General features: G+C 38.0%; 17 protein-coding genes. 12 read left to right on the forward strand and 5 right to left on the reverse strand.

Annotated elements, in window-relative coordinates; genetic code table 11:
* Window positions 1-14: 14 nt before the first annotated feature.
* A complete protein-coding gene (locus G415_RS0107190; RefSeq protein WP_022670995.1) occupies window positions 15-1,922 on the forward strand; it encodes an IGHMBP2 family helicase in 1,908 nt (635 codons plus the stop codon).
* Here the strand turns inward: G415_RS0107190 and mnmA are convergent.
* Window positions 1,912-2,910 carry a tRNA 2-thiouridine(34) synthase MnmA gene (mnmA, locus tag G415_RS0107195; RefSeq protein WP_022670996.1) on the reverse strand — a complete coding sequence of 333 codons (999 nt, stop codon included), beginning with the start codon at window positions 2,908-2,910 and terminating at the stop codon, window positions 1,912-1,914. The genes G415_RS0107190 and mnmA overlap by 11 nt on opposite strands.
* 142 nt (window positions 2,911-3,052) lie before the next feature.
* On the opposite strand from mnmA, the gene G415_RS0107200 reads away from it, so the two are divergent.
* The 11 genes from G415_RS0107200 to G415_RS10820 are packed head-to-tail and all read left to right on the forward strand — an operon-like array spanning window position 3,053 to window position 12,045.
* Window positions 3,053-3,787 carry a hypothetical protein gene (locus tag G415_RS0107200; protein WP_155825472.1) on the forward strand — a complete coding sequence of 245 codons (735 nt, stop codon included), beginning with the start codon at window positions 3,053-3,055 and terminating at the stop codon, window positions 3,785-3,787.
* An 8-nt stretch (window positions 3,788-3,795) separates the two neighbouring features.
* Window positions 3,796-4,632 carry a DMT family transporter gene (locus G415_RS0107205; RefSeq protein ID WP_022670998.1) on the forward strand — a complete coding sequence of 279 codons (837 nt, stop codon included), beginning with the start codon at window positions 3,796-3,798 and terminating at the stop codon, window positions 4,630-4,632.
* Window positions 4,633-4,638: 6 nt separating this feature from the next.
* Window positions 4,639-5,400, forward strand: a complete 762-nt coding sequence (locus G415_RS0107210) for an undecaprenyl-diphosphate phosphatase (protein ID WP_022670999.1) — start codon at window positions 4,639-4,641, stop codon at window positions 5,398-5,400.
* 15 nt (window positions 5,401-5,415) lie between these two features.
* A complete protein-coding gene (locus tag G415_RS0107215) occupies window positions 5,416-6,714 on the forward strand; it encodes a nucleotide sugar dehydrogenase (RefSeq protein WP_022671000.1) in 1,299 nt (432 codons plus the stop codon).
* A 1-nt stretch (window position 6,715) separates the two neighbouring features.
* Window positions 6,716-6,937 (forward strand): exodeoxyribonuclease VII small subunit, encoded by a 222-nt coding sequence (gene xseB, locus G415_RS0107220; RefSeq protein WP_022671001.1) that lies wholly within the window; start codon window positions 6,716-6,718, stop codon window positions 6,935-6,937.
* Window positions 6,927-7,796, forward strand: coding sequence for a polyprenyl synthetase family protein (locus G415_RS0107225; protein ID WP_022671002.1), 870 nt, complete (start codon window positions 6,927-6,929; stop codon window positions 7,794-7,796). The genes xseB and G415_RS0107225 overlap by 11 nt, the downstream gene beginning before the upstream one ends.
* Window positions 7,793-8,359, forward strand: coding sequence for an imidazoleglycerol-phosphate dehydratase HisB (hisB, locus tag G415_RS0107230; RefSeq protein ID WP_022671003.1), 567 nt, complete (start codon window positions 7,793-7,795; stop codon window positions 8,357-8,359). The genes G415_RS0107225 and hisB overlap by 4 nt, the downstream gene beginning before the upstream one ends.
* Complete coding sequence (gene mtaB / locus G415_RS10160; RefSeq protein WP_022671004.1) at window positions 8,356-9,576, forward strand: tRNA (N(6)-L-threonylcarbamoyladenosine(37)-C(2))-methylthiotransferase MtaB; 1,221 nt, start codon at window positions 8,356-8,358, stop codon at window positions 9,574-9,576. The genes hisB and mtaB overlap by 4 nt, the downstream gene beginning before the upstream one ends.
* Entirely contained in the window at window positions 9,573-10,343 is a 771-nt protein-coding gene (locus tag G415_RS0107240) for an MBL fold metallo-hydrolase (protein WP_022671005.1), read from the forward strand. The genes mtaB and G415_RS0107240 overlap by 4 nt, the downstream gene beginning before the upstream one ends.
* A complete protein-coding gene (locus tag G415_RS10815; protein ID WP_022671006.1) occupies window positions 10,340-11,191 on the forward strand; it encodes a diacylglycerol/lipid kinase family protein in 852 nt (283 codons plus the stop codon). The genes G415_RS0107240 and G415_RS10815 overlap by 4 nt, the downstream gene beginning before the upstream one ends.
* Entirely contained in the window at window positions 11,188-12,045 is an 858-nt protein-coding gene (locus G415_RS10820) for a phosphatase PAP2 family protein (protein ID WP_022671007.1), read from the forward strand. The genes G415_RS10815 and G415_RS10820 overlap by 4 nt, the downstream gene beginning before the upstream one ends.
* Here G415_RS10820 and G415_RS0107255 read toward each other — a convergent pair.
* From G415_RS0107255 to G415_RS0107270, 4 genes are read right to left on the reverse strand one after another with little or no spacing between them, the layout of a single operon-like run.
* Window positions 12,014-12,784 (reverse strand): TatD family hydrolase, encoded by a 771-nt coding sequence (locus G415_RS0107255; RefSeq protein WP_022671008.1) that lies wholly within the window; start codon window positions 12,782-12,784, stop codon window positions 12,014-12,016. The two genes, G415_RS10820 and G415_RS0107255, sit on opposite strands and share 32 nt — an antisense overlap.
* Complete coding sequence (locus G415_RS0107260) at window positions 12,777-13,925, reverse strand: nicotinate phosphoribosyltransferase (RefSeq protein WP_022671010.1); 1,149 nt, start codon at window positions 13,923-13,925, stop codon at window positions 12,777-12,779. The genes G415_RS0107255 and G415_RS0107260 overlap by 8 nt, the downstream gene beginning before the upstream one ends.
* Before the next feature lie 13 nt (window positions 13,926-13,938).
* Window positions 13,939-14,454, reverse strand: coding sequence for a cysteine hydrolase family protein (locus tag G415_RS0107265; RefSeq protein WP_022671011.1), 516 nt, complete (start codon window positions 14,452-14,454; stop codon window positions 13,939-13,941).
* 51 nt (window positions 14,455-14,505) lie between these two features.
* The gene (locus G415_RS0107270; RefSeq protein WP_022671012.1) at window positions 14,506-15,171 is read right to left on the reverse strand and encodes a YggS family pyridoxal phosphate-dependent enzyme; all 666 of its coding nucleotides are present in this window, start codon (window positions 15,169-15,171) and stop codon (window positions 14,506-14,508) included.
* Between the last annotated feature and the right edge of the window lie 76 nt (window positions 15,172-15,247).

Here is a 15,247-nt window from a genome sequence, read left to right on the forward strand (position 1 = left end):
ATTAAACTCCAGCTATGATAAGGTTTGAATCGTTTGACGAATATAAATCTTACTTTTTGGAACTTATCGAGCTTGAGAGAAAAGCCGAAAAACAGTTTCATCTTGAAGAGATAAGACATTTAACGCCAAGACAAAGACAGTCTCGTGGAAGGGCTCTTCTTAACCTTAAGGGCAAACTCATAGGCAGATTTTTGGATTATCTGATATACCGATTTTCCGCCAAGGAAGAGAGAGAACATCAGATAAAGGTTGGTGATATTGTTCTAATCTCAAAGGGTGAGCCGTTGAAATTTTCCCAAGAAGCAACCGTCAGTGCAGCGACAAAAAAATACATCGATGTCATGGTTAAACAGAAGTTGTTTAAATCCAAGCATTATAGAATTGACCTGTTTGTCAGTGATATAACCTTTAAGCGCATGAAGAGTGTAATTCTAAATATAGAGAATAGCGAGTTTGACCCAGAAATTATACTCGGAATAAAAAGCCCACAAATCAAAAACTCAACCGAAAAATCCGAAAGACTCAATCAATCCCAAAACGAAGCATTAAAAAAAGCAAAGGAGTCTGAGCTGTTTTTGGTTCATGGCCCGCCAGGAACGGGAAAAACGACAACACTTACTGAAATCATAAAAGCAAACTTAGGCAAAAAGATACTGGTTGCAGCAGACAGTAATGTTGCAATAGACAACCTTCTTGAGAAGTTCAAAGACAGAAAGGTTGTAAGAATAGGCCATCCTGCAAAGATAGAAGATGAGCTTTTAAATCTATCACTCGATGTCGTAATACGCCAAGACGAACGATACATTCAGATAGAAAAGATGATTGAACAGATAGACAAATTAAAGGAGAAAAGGGATAAAACATACAAAAAGCCGACACCAGCAACAAGGAGAGGGCTCTCAAACGATGAAATTTTGACACTTGCATCTCAAAACAGGTCAAAAAGAGGACTCAAAGCATCAAAAATCAAACAGATGGCAGGCTGGATTGAAACAACAGCAAAGATATCAAACTTGTATGAGCAGAAAGAGAATATTTTGCAGAAGATAATACACGAGCAACTAAACAGTGCCGAGATTATATTTGCCACAAACTCAACCGCTGGCAGCGAATTCTTAGAAAACTTCAAATTCGATATTGTGTTTATAGATGAAGCAGCACAAGCAATAGAGCCATCGGCACTTATCCCGCTTACAAAAGGCAAAAGAGTGATAATGGCAGGAGACCATAAACAACTTCCACCCACAATCCTATCAGAAAGAGCAAAAAGATTATCTTTTAGTTTATTTGAGAGATTCAGCAAGCTTTATCCACAAGCAACCCACATGCTGACAATACAATACAGAATGAACGAAAAGATAAATAAGTTTCCCAGTTGTGAGTTTTACGACTGTGGAGTGATTTCTGATGAGTCTGTAAAAGATATTAAGCTCAGCGACATAGCGTCTCCTACTGAGTTTATCGGTTTTGATGAGCCTGTTGTCTTTTTTGACACAATGGGTAAATTTCTCGAACAAAACAAGAAGGGGAGTTTTTCAAAATTTAATCCGCTTGAAGCGGAGTTTGTAAAAAGGCTAACAGACGAGCTGAAAAAATCAGGTGTAAAAAACGAAGCAATTGGCGTTATAACACCATATAAAGACCATGAAGAGTATTTAGAAAGAATCATACCAGACATAGAGATAAAATCGATTGATGGATTTCAAGGAAGAGAAAAGGAAGTTATTATACTTAGCCTTGTCAGGGCAAACGACGAAGAAGAGATAGGCTTTTTGAAGGATAAAAGAAGGTTAAATGTGGCTCTAACAAGGGCAAAGAGAAAGCTTATCGTTGTTGGTGATGCAAAAACGCTTACTATAAACAGGATATATGCTGACTTCTTAGACTATGTTCAAAAAAATGGCCTTTACATTAGAGTATAACACCAGCCATGATGACTGCGTTTTTATAATAGATGGCAGCTATCTGACCGGGTGTTGGTGCAAATTGCGGCTCGTTAAATGTTATGTGCAAAATACTCTTCTTCAATTTAACTGTGCAGTCAGCTTCGCTCATCTTTGATCTGAGCTTTGCCTTTGCTTCAAACTCAAATGACGGCAGATAGACAAGATTAATTAGCTTAGCTTTTACTTTTCTTTTAAACATTTTGCTTTTTGTTGTAAGGTAAATATTCAAGCTATTTACATCAATCTTTCTGACATACAGGGCTTCTTTATAAGGAATTCTTAAGCCTTTTCTCTGACCTATCGTATAATTAAAAATCCCGTCGTGTTTTTTTATTCTTTTTCCGTTTAAAATAAAATAACCTTCCCTATTCGGATATAATCTTTTTAAATAATCCCTATAATCGCCATCTATAAAACAGACATCTAAGCTCTCTTTCTTTTCTGCAACAGGAAGGTTTAGTTTCTCTGCTATCTCTCTTATTCTGTCTTTTTCCATATTACCCAATGGAAAAACTGTTCTTTCTATTTGGGATGGTCTTAGAAGGGCAAGAAAATAGGATTGGTCTTTTATTGAAATAGATTTTGCTATCACTTTTTTTGAGCCAATCTCTTCAACCCTTGCATAATGACCTGTAGCCACAAAGTTGCAGTTTAGCTCTTTAGCCTTATCATATAGAAGTTTAAATTTTACCTTTCTATTGCAGAACAGACATGGACTTGGCGTTTTTGCATCTAAATAGCTTCTAAAAAAGTAATCGACAATTGTTTTCTTAAAATAATCAGAATAGTCAAACAGGTGCCACTCTATATCTAAGCTTTCTGCTGTGAGCTTTGCATCTTTGATAGACGATTCGTTATCATACAGCTTAAGAGTTATACCAACAACTTCATACCCTTCTTCCTTTAGAAGATAAGCAGCAACAGCAGAATCAACGCCGCCACTCAAACCAACAAGCACTCTCATGCTTGGATGATACAATTTTTAAACCCTTTCAACAAACAAAAGTTGCAAATGTTTCAAGTCGTGAAATAAAATCTTTCAAAGCATGAAATAGATTCAAGTAATTAACCTTGCATCGGTTTCTGTTTTTGTTAAAATGCTCGGCATGAAAAGAAAAGTCTTTTTATCTGTTATGCTATTTGCCTTTATCGGAAGTTTCTCATTTGCAGGGAGTGTATGTGATAGAGTTAGCCTTAGCAAAATTATGCCTTATATGCCGGCAGATTATAGAGTCATTCACAAAAAACCACTAAAAAACACAAACCTGTGTGATATGCTTATTGAAGTCAATGGCAAACTGTTCACAGTGTATGCAAACGAAAAAATAGCCATCGTAGGAACACTGTTCAAAAATGGTTCTAATATTAGCTCGCAAGAGATAAACAGATATTTGCAAAGCCAGTTCTCAAAAAACTTTAAATTGTATGGCAACAAACTAAAAGAGTTAGCCATAAGCACATACAAGCCATCAAAAAAGACAAGAAGGTTTGTTTATCTTGTGTGCGACCCGAACAATAGGGCTTGTGAATTTCTAAAGAGAGATTTAATAGACTTTGCCAAAAAGAGCGGGTTTGGAATAAAGTTAATTTTAGTCGGCATAAGTCAAGATGCTCAAAATAAGATAGAGCGTTTTATCTGCAACAACAAGAGTTTTAAGGATTACACAGAGAGCAATTACGGAAAAGATATCTCTTGCAAAAGGGCAAAAAGATACATTTCAGAAAGCAATAGGCTCATATTTGAAGAGCTAAAGATAAATAGTTTGCCCACATTCATAACCCAGAATGGAAGGTATCAGGCAGGCTCAAACTTAAACACGCTAAAAAACATACTCAAATAGGAAAATCAATGAAAAAAGAAGGATACATATATGCAATACTTGCAACAGCAGCAATGGGAAGTCTGGGTGTTTTTGTAAATTACACAACTGTAAACCCTTTCACCTTAACATTTTTAAGACTATTCATACCGGCTATTCTGCTTACGGCCTTTTTCATTGCAAAGGGCGTGAAGTTTGAAAGAATCACTCTTCCTACTATAGTTGCAGGCATATTTTTATCTCTAACCATCATCTTTTACATCTTCTCAATTAGAAAAACAACCATGTCTCTGTCTGTCTTTCTTCTCTATTTAGGGCCTGCAATAGCGGCTCTGTTTGCCTTTATCTTACTTAAAGAGCCACTAACAAAAGCTGATTTCTTATCCCTTGTTCTTGCCATGATAGGCCTTCTTTTAATACTCAGATTCAAGATAGAGTTAAAGATGATTGGTAATTCCCTATTTGGCATACTTTCTGGTATCTCATACGGCCTTTTAATCGTAGCAAACAGAGCAGCAAAACAGACAAATACGCAGTTGTCCAGTCTGTATCAGTTTGCAATAGGCTCTCTGTTTGTCTTTCCGCTTTTTATGTTTTCAAAACCCGATTTAAACAAGATAGAAAGCGAGTTCGCAATGATATTCTCTATGGCTATAGTCTGTGGGTTTTTAGGAATAACGCTTATGATTGCTGCCATAAAAAGATTAAGGGCGATAGAATACGGCGTTCTTGCATATTTGGAGATTCTCTTTGCTGTTATCTTTGGATTTATTTTCTTTAAAGACACACCCGATTTTTATAAACTAACAGGTGGTGCTTTCATTGTTGCTGGTGGCTTTGTTCAAACACTAAAGGCAAGAAGGTGAAAAGCTATGACTCTAATTGATGCTGTGATTTTGGGAATTGTAGAAGGGCTAACGGAGTTTTTACCCATCTCATCAACCGGGCATTTAATACTTGCAAGCAAACTATTGGGTATTCCGCAGACGGATTTTACTAAAACTTTTGAGATTGTTATTCAGCTTGGAGCCATTCTGAGCGTCGTTTTTTTGTATTTTAACAGATTAAAAAAGGATTTAAATCTATGGTTTAGAATAATAGCTGCATTCATACCAACCGGTGTGGTTGGTTTTCTGCTTTACAAGATAATAAAGGAGTATCTGTTTAATTCGCATATTGTCGTGTGGTCTTTGGCCGTTGGTGGAATGCTCCTTATTCTCATAGAGAGATACTTCAAAAAACACCCAACGGATAAAACAATCGATAAACTCTCATATAAAAAAGCCGCAGCCATTGGCCTTGTTCAGTCGCTGGCTGTGATACCTGGAACGAGTCGTTCTGCAAGCAGTATAATTGGCGGTATGTTTATGGGATTATCGAGAAAAGAAGCTGTTGAGTTTTCTTTCTTGCTTGCTATACCAACGATGTTTGCAGCAACGGGTTATGATATATACAAAAGTGGATTCTATATAACTGCATCTCAGTGGCATCTAATAGCCGTTGGGTTTGTTGTTTCGTTCTTTTCTGCTTTAGTGGCCGTGAAGACATTTATAAGTTTTGTAAGCAGATATACGCTTGAAGTTTTTGGATTTTACAGGATTTTGATAGCTATAGCGTTTTTGATGATAAAGTAAAAAGGAGGTATTAAGGTGAACTTTGAAGAATTCAAGAACAAAACTAAAAGGATCGCAGTTATTGGACTTGGTTATGTTGGCATGCCACTTCTCTATCATCTTTCAAAATATTTCAACTGTATAGGTTTTGATATAAAAAAGGATAGAGTCGAAGAGTTAAAAAAAGGCATAGATTCAACAGGTGAGCTTGAAGGTGTGAACTTCTTAGAGAACAACATAGAGTTTTCTTATGATGAAACCATACTTGATGAAGCAAACCTGTTTATTGTTGCTGTTCCAACACCGATTGACGAACATAAACTGCCCAATTTAAAACCACTGCTCTCTGCAACGCAGACGGTTGCAAGGCATTTAAAAAAGGGCGATGTTGTGGTTTATGAGTCAACCGTCTATCCAACAGCAACGAATAAAGAGTGTGTTCCCATTCTTGAAGATATCTCGTCTTTGAAGGCATGTGAAGACTTCTTTGTCGGATACTCACCAGAAAGGATAAACCCTGGCGACAAGGTTCACACGCCAGACAAAATCACAAAGGTTGTAAGCGGCTGCAATAGAGAAACTGCGCAATTTTTGGCAAAGATTTATGGTGCAATAAATAACGACAACATATTTATCGCAGAGTCCATAGAGACAGCAGAAGCAGCCAAAGTCATAGAGAACACGCAGAGAGATTTAAACATTGCCTTAATGAACGAGCTCTCAAAGATATTCAACATAATGGGTATAAACACATACGCAGTGCTTGAAGCGGCAAAAACAAAGTGGAATTTCTTGGCTTTTGAGCCAGGTCTTGTCGGTGGACACTGTATAGGCGTTGACCCTTACTATCTAACTTACAAAGCCCAAGAGATAGGCTATCACCCAGAAGTGATTTTGGCAGGAAGAAGAATAAACGACTCAATGGGCGAGTATGTGGCAAAAGAGTCTATAAAAAGGCTTATAAAAAACGGAAAAACGATTCTTGGTGCAAAGGCTCTGCTTCTGGGCATAACCTTCAAGGAGAATGTGCCGGATATAAGAAACAGCAGAGTTGTTGATGTGTATAGGGAACTTGAAGAGTTTGGCGTTGATGTTGATGTATTTGACCCACTTGCAGACAGAGAAGAAGTAAAAGAAGAGTACTCTATCGAGTTGAAGAGTAAAAAAGAGCTAAAGGATTCTTACGACCTTGTTATACTTGCAGTCAAACATAAGGCATTCTTGGAAGATATAGACAAGCTCATTGGGTATCTTGACAAAGATGGTGTTTTTGTTGACATTAAGGGCGTTGTTGATAAAAATAAGCTAAACGGAAAAACCTATTGGAGCCTTTAAGATGGAGAACTTTGAAGAAGCTTTAAAGAGATTGGAAGAGATAGCAAAGAGACTTGAAAATGAAGAGATTATGCTTGACGAAGCGATAAAATTATACGAAGAAGGCATGAAGTTGGTTGATTTCTGCTCAAAGAAGCTTCAGGAAGCAGAAAACAGAATAAAGATTATAACAGGCATAAAAAACGGCCAATTAGAGACAGAGGATTTCACAGATGAAGCTTAACCTTTTCAAAGAGATGGTTGACGACTTTATAGAAAAACTATCCCAACAGAAGAGATTTCCAGATATCTTTAGGGAAGCTTTATTCTACACACCCAAAAGTGGCGGCAAGAGAATAAGGGCTATGCTCGTTTTGACAGCCGCTGAGATGTTTAATGCAGATATTCAAAAAGCGGTTCATATTGCTGCAGCGATTGAGCTTATGCATGCTTACTCTTTAATCCATGATGACTTACCCGTTATGGACAACGACGATTTTAGGCGTGGCAAACCTGCAAATCATAAGGTCTTCGGTGAAGATTTGGCTCTTCTTGCAGGAGACGGGCTAAACACATACACATTCAGCGTGATTGCAAACTCGCCTTTGGACGAGAGAAAAAAGATAGAGATAATAAGCTGGATATCGAATAACGCTGGTATAGGCGGCATGGTTGTTGGTCAGGTTGTTGATGTTTTAACGGCAAGAGAAAGAATAGAAAAGCACTCACCAAAGATGCTTGTTAATTTTATACATAAGCACAAAACGGCAAAACTTATTCAGGCAAGCGTTGTAAGTGGTGCAGTCTGCGGCAATCCAGACGAAGAAGAATTAAAAAGAATAGAGAGATACGGACTTTATGCTGGCGTTGCTTTTCAAATCATAGATGACTATTTAGATGTTGTTGGTGATGAGAAGAAACTGGGCAAAAAGAAGGTTGATGAGATAAACAATACACTGACTTATCCAAAGGTTTACGGACTGAAAAACTCATACAGATTTGCACAGAAGCTCAAAGATATGGCAATTGACGAAATAAAGGACTTAAAGGGCAGCAAACCGTTAATCGATATAGCAAAACTAATCGTGGAGCGTGATAGATGAAGTTGAATCTTAAAAGAATTACCAAAGAGACAGCCATAAACATAACAATCGACATAGATGGAACGGGCGAGTTTGAGATAAATACGGGTATCGGCTTCTTTGACCACATGCTCTCTGCTTTGTCAAAACACTCAGGCATAGATTTGCAGATAGAAGCAAAGGGCGATTTAGAAGTGGATTTTCATCATACGGTTGAAGATGTTGGCATACTGCTTGGACAGGCTTTAAAAAAATCACTCGAGCATAGGAATTTTGCACGATACGGATATGCCATAATACCGATGGATGATGCACTTGTATTATCAAGCATAGACATCTGCAACAGATTCTTCTTAAACTATGATTGCAGAATTTTTGGAAACATAGGCAACTTCGATGCAGAGCTGATTGAAGAGTTTTTTAGAGCATTTGCTTATAACTCAGGCATGGTGTTGCACATCAAACAGCTGTATGGGACAAACAAGCATCATATTGCAGAAGCAACCTTTAAATCCGTTGCAAAGAGCCTATCAATGGCAATAGCAGAAGTGCAGCAGACACCAACCACAAAAGGAACCCTATGAGAGTAGCTTTAGCCACTTTTGGCTGCAAACTAAACCAATACGAGACACAGCAGATGATACAGCAATTAACAGAAAAGGGCTTTGAAATAGGTTCGATAGACGAGCCCTGCGATTTTTATATAATCAACTCATGCGCTGTGACATCAAAGGCATCAAAAGAGTCAAGAATGCTGGCAAAGAGACTTTCAAAAATAGGCAAAGTTATATATACAGGCTGCGATAGTTATCTTGAAGAAAGACTAAAAAGTCAGTTTATACTTGTCGGGAACTCATACAAAACAAGGATTGTTGAAGTTATAGAGAGTGGCATTTCAGATATATCCGAAGATACAAAGAATTACCCGCTAAACGAGACATTGAATCAGTATTTTGAGAAAAGCAGGGCGTTTATAAAGATTCAAGAAGGCTGCAACAACCACTGCACATACTGTATAATCCCAAAATTGAGAGGGAAAGAGAGAGACAAAGACCAAAATCTAATTATCAAAGAGATAAACAACCTAAAAGAGAAATTTCCTGAGATAGTGCTTACAGGAACAAACATTGGCTCATACAAAAATTTCAAAGGGCTTTTAAAAAGGATAGACTCAATTGCGGGCGATTTTAGGATAAGGATAAGCTCGATTGAACCTATGTATGTTGACAAAGAGCTAATAGACATAATCGCATCTGGCAGATTTGCAAAGCATCTTCATATACCACTGCAGTCCGGCAGCGATAAGATTTTAAAACTCATGGGCAGGGATTATAAAACCGAAGATTATAAAAAAATAGTCGAGTATTGCCACAAAAAGGATATATTCGTCGGGACGGATGTAATTGTGGGTTTCTTTAATGAGACAGAAGAAGAGTTTGATAAAACATACAAGTTCATAGAAGAGCTGCCTTTGAGTTTTGGTCATGTGTTTAGTTATTCCAAAAGACCCTTTACGGCTGCAGCAAACATAAAAGGCTATCTGCCAAAAGGACCTACAGTAAAAGAGAGAAACAGGATTTTAAGAGAGCTTTTTGCAAAGAAAAGAAGAGAGAGTATGCTCTCTAAGGTAAGAAGTGAGTGTGAAATTGTGATTGAATCGACAAAGGTAAAGAGAAAAAACAGACAATTCTTCAAGGCTATATCAAGCTGGTATTTTCCTGTTTTAGTTGAAAAATACAAAAAGGGTGTTGTAAAGGGCATTATAGAGTCAGCTGATGACTCTTTTGCTTACTTAAAATGACAAGGATAAACACGATATCAGACAATCAGCTCATATTTTTGGGCACAGGTGGTGGCAGATTTACCGTTTTCAATCAGATAAGAAAATCCGGTGGTATCTGGTTTAAGCTAAACGGCAAACTGTTTGTTATAGACCCAGGCCCTGGTGCGCTAATTGAAGCAATAAAACACAAACTCTATCCAAATAAGCTCAGTGGCATATTTCTAAGCCACAGGCATTTAGACCATAGTGCGGATATAAATACAATAATTGAATCAATGACCGAAGGTGGACACAAAAAACGTGGTGCTGTGCTTGCACCACACGAAGCCACAGATATTGACCCTGTTATTCTGCTTTACAACAGGAAGAATTATACGCTAATCAATCAGAAGGAGTTTGAAACATACGAGATTGACGGCGTTAAAATCGAAGTTAAATGCAAGCATCATCATACAACAGAGACCTATGGTGCTGTTTTCTCTTGCAAATCTCACAGTTTTGCTTTTATTCCCGATACAGCTTATTTTGATGAACTTGCAGACTGTTATAAATCAAAGATTGTTATAATGAACACCGTTTTTTGCAAAAGAAGGGCAAACTTTAAGCATCTTGCTGCAGAAGATGTGTACAGGTTTGTTGATAAATTTAGACCTGAAAAGTTAATAATTACGCACTTTGGACTCTCGTTTTTAAAAGAAAAGCCGTGGGAAGTGGCAGAAAGGATTGCATCTGATACTGGTGTGAATGTTGTTGCTGCATACGACGGGATGGTGGTTGACTTATGATAGCCATAATTGCAAACCCTGCTGCCCATAACTTCTCTTTTGAAAAGCTTATCTGGGTAAAGAAAAGATTGGAAGAGAACAAAAAACAGGTTGATATATTCATAACAAAAAAGGCTGGCGATGGAACAGAGATTACAAAAAAGATAGATGGCATATACGATACAATCGCAGGGTTTGGTGGAGACGGTATAATAAACGAGATAATAAATGCGCCACTAAAAAAATCGGCATTGGCCGTTTTGCCTGCGGGAACGACAAATGTGCTTGCAATTGAGCTTTTTGGCTTGCCAAACCTTAAAACAGCGACAGAGTCTCTGATAAACGGCAAAAAAGAGAAGGCATACTTAGGCAAAATCAACCAAAGAAGATTTATACTGATGGCAGGTGCAGGTTTTGATGCAGAAAGTGTCTATCATGTTAATCCGAAGATAAAGAGATTTTCAGGCAAGCTTGCATATATTTTGGGTGGCATAAAGGCTTTTTTAGAAGAAGACTCAGAATGTTTCAAGCTAAAAATAGATGATAAAGAGTATTTAGTCTTGTGGGCTATTGTCTCAAAGATAAAGCATTATGCAGGAAGGTTTAAAATTTCAAAGAGTGTTGATTTAAAAGAGCCAAAGTTTGAACTCTTCTTCTGCGAATGCAAAAACAGAAAACTCCTTTTGCCTTACTGTAATGCCGCTTTGTTTAGCGGCATGCACAACTATACAAACCTTTCCTTTATTCACAAGGTAATAACAAACAAAGAGATAACTATAAAAGGTACGAAAATTCAGATAGATGGAGATTACTTTCCGCAAAGCGAAGCTGTTATAACAGTTGCAGAGAGTATTGAACTTGTAAGATGAAAAACGACATTCGTCTGTTTGACTATGTAAACATAGGGTTTTACCTGTTTATGTTTTTTATCGTCGTGATAAACTATTCTAAAATCCCAAACCCTATGCCGATTCTATTTATGTACGCTGCAATCATAGCATCAACGCTGTTTTTGATTTACAACGAGAATACAAACCGTTTCTTTAGGCTCATGCGTTATTTCTATCCTTATTTTTTCATAGGCTTTGTATTTGAGTCGTTGGGCTTTATTGTGCCGTTTATTAACCCAAAAAACAAGGATTATATCCTAATTCATATAGACAGACTTATTCTTGGCACAGATGCAGCTAAGCTGTTTAATTTTCTTAATGTTAAAGGCATCGTTGATTATCTTCAGGTTTCATATCTTGCCTATTACTTTCTGCCATTTTTCATCATCTATTATCTTTACAAGAAAAAGGAGATTAAAAAGCTAAGCTTCACGCTGTTTGCTTTATCTGTTGGATATTATATATCCTATCTCGGATACATAATTCTACCTGCCATAGGGCCGCGATACAGTCTTGCTTATCTTGAGAGTATGCCGCTGCATGGTGGCGTTATATTCAACTTTGTCCATCCGCTTCTAAACTCACTTGAACATATAAAACAGGACTGTTTTCCTAGCGGACATACGGAGATTTCCCTGCTTGTTGTTATGCTGTTTTGGAATGAGAATAGAAAAATAGCCTTAGTTCTTCTTCCTGTGGTTCTCTCACTTATACTTGCAACGGTTGTTCTCAGATACCACTATTTAACCGATGTGATAGCTGGTATCATTGTGGCGTTTTTGGTCTATTACTTTTCAAAGGCTATATTCTTTCCAAAGAGAAGACACGCTTAGCGTTTTCAAAGCCTATCTCTGCTATCTTCTCTGCATCCAAATCTAAAATTTCAGCCATTTTTTCTATCACATAGGCAATATAGAGCGGTTCGTTTCGTTTTCCCCTTTTTGGAACTGGAGCAAGAAATGGCGCATCTGTTTCAAAGACAACAAACTCAAGCGGAACATCCTTTATTACATCCTTTAGGTGAGAGTTTTTGAATGTCAAAACCCCACCTATGCCGAAGTAAAGGCCTAAGTCAAGTCCAAGTTTTAAAAGCTTCTCACTTCCAGAAAAACAGTGTATTACGCCTTTGACATCCTTTCTTGAGATTAAAATATCAACAAGGTCATCATCTGCGTCTCTGCAGTGTATTGAGACAGGATAGTTTTTCTCAATCGCAAGCTCAACAAAGTTTGCAAACACATCTCTCTGTATGTCTTTTGGCGAGTGCTCATAGTAATAGTCAAGGCCTATCTCGCCAACGCCAACGCACTTTTCGTTGTTCAAATGTTTAACTGCTTCGTCGTATGTCTTCTGATTGGTTGTTTTTGCATCGTGTGGATGAATGCCAACCATATAGTAAATCGGCTCATACTTTTCGCTTAACTCTTTCTCCTTTTCGAAATCTTCAACAACGGTTGCAGGGACAAGAATCGCTTTTACACCGTTTTCCGATGAGCGCTTTATCACTTCATCCCTGTCTTTATCGAACTGTTCCATATCGATGTGGCAGTGCGTATCGATTATCTTATACATGCCTAAGCTCCCTTAAACACCTGCTCCTTATGGTTGATACATCTTCAAAATCTCTGATAAGCTTACCGTTTCTTATGTAATACTCAAGCGCATCTTCCATAGTGCCACCGCACTCGCACTCTATAGACTGTGTGGTAAAAGGCACAATTTTGCTTTTAAAACACTTATTGCACTTAAGAAGACTCTTAGAACCAGAATTTTTGCCCTTCTTTGCTATCGGTTTGCCTTCTATTTCAACAATATCCAACGAGAAATCTATCGTCGTTGCAGAACTTATGCTTGTGCCAACTCCAAAACCGTCAGCAACATCAACAAGCTCTGCAACGCTGTTCTCATCCAGTCCGCCACTTACGAATAGCTGGACATGTTTTAGGCCTCTTACATCAAGCTCCCATCTTAACTCTTCAAGAATCTTTTTCATGTTGCCTCTTCTTGATGATGGTGTGTCGAGCCTAACGCCTGAGAGTCTCTTTTTCAATGCTTCTGCAACCCTTATTGTTTCAAACTTCTCATCGCCAAATGTGTCTATCAGAACAATTCTTGGCACATCCGTATCAACAACTTCATCAAAGTATTGAGCAGCTTTTAGTGTATCACCAACAAGCAAAACCAGAGAGTGTGGCATCGTGCCTGATGCCTTAATGCCAAGCTTATCTGCTGCAGCAACAGTCGAAAACCCATTACACCCACCGATATATGCTGCCCTTTCTATCGCTATAGCAACAGCAGGATGCATTCTTCTTGCGCCAAAGGACAAGACGGTTTTATCTTTTGCTGCCTTTCTTACCCTTGCAGCTTTGGTTGCAACGCCAGACTCCTGACATAGAAAGCCCAATATAGCCGTCTCAAGCACTGCAAACTCAGAGTATTTGCCTTCTATCTCAATGACTGGTTCGTTCTCTCTAAATATGCTTCCTTCTGGAATTGCCCTTACGCTGACACTCTTGCCTTCAAGCAGTTCAAGCACTTCCTGAAGACCGCAGAATACAGCCCATGAGTAATCTTTCGGCAAACCCTTAACACTGATTTCTGCCTTTACAGCCTTGTCTAAGTTCTTTGCTTCTATTACTTCAATCGCCCTTTCGAAGTAAATATCGGTAATCTTGCCCTTTTTTATCAGCTCTTCATCGGCTATAAACATTTGACTTCTCCTTTTATGTTAATTTTACATTGAGCACATTCTTGAATTGGGCTATAGCACATCTTCTTGACTCTTCATCTAAAGCGGATACGCAGTTTAGTGGTATCTCGACCTGATAGCCCCTAAGCACAGCGCTTGATGCGGTATAGAGTATGCAGATGTTTATCACACATCCCGTTATAATCAGATGGTCAACGCCCAGCTGCTTCAATAAGTCATCAAGGTTTGTTCTGTAAAAACCGTCGTATGTTGTCTTCTCAACAATAAAATCTGACTCTTTCGGTTTTAACTCATCAACAATTTGAGCACCTTCCGTTCCTTTTACACAATGCTTCGGCCAGATTTTAAACTCCCTATCATCCGGCAGATGGGAATCACACACATATATTATTGGCGTATTGTTTTTTCTCTCTTTTTCCAACAGCTCTTTTATGTTGGGTATTATCTTTCTGTTCTCTTCTACCTTCAGTGGTGCATTATCAAGTGTAAAATCGTTGAGCATGTCAACAACCAGAATAGCTTTTTTCATTTTTGCACCCCCTTTCTTGGCGAAAAAGATTACTATCAAATATAGTCAAAATCAAGTGTATATACGCTCGCCAAATATAGCCCTGCCAATCCTGATAAGGTTTGCACCTTCTTCTATGGCAACTTTATACGAATCCGTCATACCCATAGAGAGTGTGTTTAACTCTATTCCAAGAGCGTTTTTTAGCTCATCAAACAGCTCTTTTGTTAACTTGAAATATTTTCTTAAACCTTCAGGCTCAATAGCTGGACCCATTGTCATTAAACCATCTATCTTTACATTCTCAAATATGGCTATCCTTTTTGCAAACCCGATGACATCACCAGGCATAATACCGCTTTTTTGCGGCTCTTCGGCTGAGTTAACTTCAATCAGAACAGGCATTACTTTATTTAAAGCTTTTAACTTCTCATCAAGAGCTTTTGCAAACTCATAATCATCTATCGTCTCAATCATGTCTATAACATGCAAAAACTTTGGTTTTAGAAGGTCGTGCTTCTGTGTTTTGCAGCTGCCTATGAAGTGCCACTCTGCTTTTAATGAAACACTCCAATATGTGTTTTTAAAATCCTTCATGTAATTTTGACCTATTATCGTTATACCCGATTCAATAGCTTCTTCTATCTCTTCTGCTGTTTTTGTTTTAGCTGCTGCTTCGACTTTTACGCTCTTGGGTATCTCTTTTAAAATCCTTTCAACATTCTCCTTGATGGACATAATTTCACTCCTTTTTTGGGCAATATTATACCCTTGACCCTGCTTTTTCAATGGATAATTTCACAACAAATCCTTT

The sequence above is a fragment of the Hippea alviniae EP5-r genome (assembly GCF_000420385.1).
GTDB classification, from domain to species: Bacteria; Campylobacterota_A; Desulfurellia; order Desulfurellales; family Hippeaceae; genus Hippea; species Hippea alviniae.

Bases quoted from the DNA above. Each gene is read 5' to 3' on its own strand.
- G415_RS0107270 (WP_022671012.1), bottom strand. From the start codon at position 15,171: ATGTCCATCAAGGAGAATGTTGAAAGGATTTTAAAAGAGATACCCAAG.
- G415_RS10815 (WP_022671006.1), top strand. From the start codon at position 10,340: ATGATAGCCATAATTGCAAACCCTGCTGCCCATAACTTCTCTTTTGAA.
- xseB (WP_022671001.1), top strand. From the start codon at position 6,716: ATGGAGAACTTTGAAGAAGCTTTAAAGAGATTGGAAGAGATAGCAAAG.
- G415_RS0107190 (WP_022670995.1), top strand. From the start codon at position 15: ATGATAAGGTTTGAATCGTTTGACGAATATAAATCTTACTTTTTGGAA.
- mnmA (WP_022670996.1), bottom strand. From the start codon at position 2,910: ATGAGAGTGCTTGTTGGTTTGAGTGGCGGCGTTGATTCTGCTGTTGCT.
- G415_RS0107200 (WP_155825472.1), top strand. From the start codon at position 3,053: ATGAAAAGAAAAGTCTTTTTATCTGTTATGCTATTTGCCTTTATCGGA.
- G415_RS10820 (WP_022671007.1), top strand. From the start codon at position 11,188: ATGAAAAACGACATTCGTCTGTTTGACTATGTAAACATAGGGTTTTAC.
- G415_RS0107240 (WP_022671005.1), top strand. From the start codon at position 9,573: ATGACAAGGATAAACACGATATCAGACAATCAGCTCATATTTTTGGGC.
- G415_RS0107225 (WP_022671002.1), top strand. From the start codon at position 6,927: ATGAAGCTTAACCTTTTCAAAGAGATGGTTGACGACTTTATAGAAAAA.
- hisB (WP_022671003.1), top strand. From the start codon at position 7,793: ATGAAGTTGAATCTTAAAAGAATTACCAAAGAGACAGCCATAAACATA.
- G415_RS0107210 (WP_022670999.1), top strand. From the start codon at position 4,639: ATGACTCTAATTGATGCTGTGATTTTGGGAATTGTAGAAGGGCTAACG.
- mtaB (WP_022671004.1), top strand. From the start codon at position 8,356: ATGAGAGTAGCTTTAGCCACTTTTGGCTGCAAACTAAACCAATACGAG.
- G415_RS0107205 (WP_022670998.1), top strand. From the start codon at position 3,796: ATGAAAAAAGAAGGATACATATATGCAATACTTGCAACAGCAGCAATG.
- G415_RS0107260 (WP_022671010.1), bottom strand. From the start codon at position 13,925: ATGTTTATAGCCGATGAAGAGCTGATAAAAAAGGGCAAGATTACCGAT.
- G415_RS0107265 (WP_022671011.1), bottom strand. From the start codon at position 14,454: ATGAAAAAAGCTATTCTGGTTGTTGACATGCTCAACGATTTTACACTT.
- G415_RS0107255 (WP_022671008.1), bottom strand. From the start codon at position 12,784: ATGTATAAGATAATCGATACGCACTGCCACATCGATATGGAACAGTTC.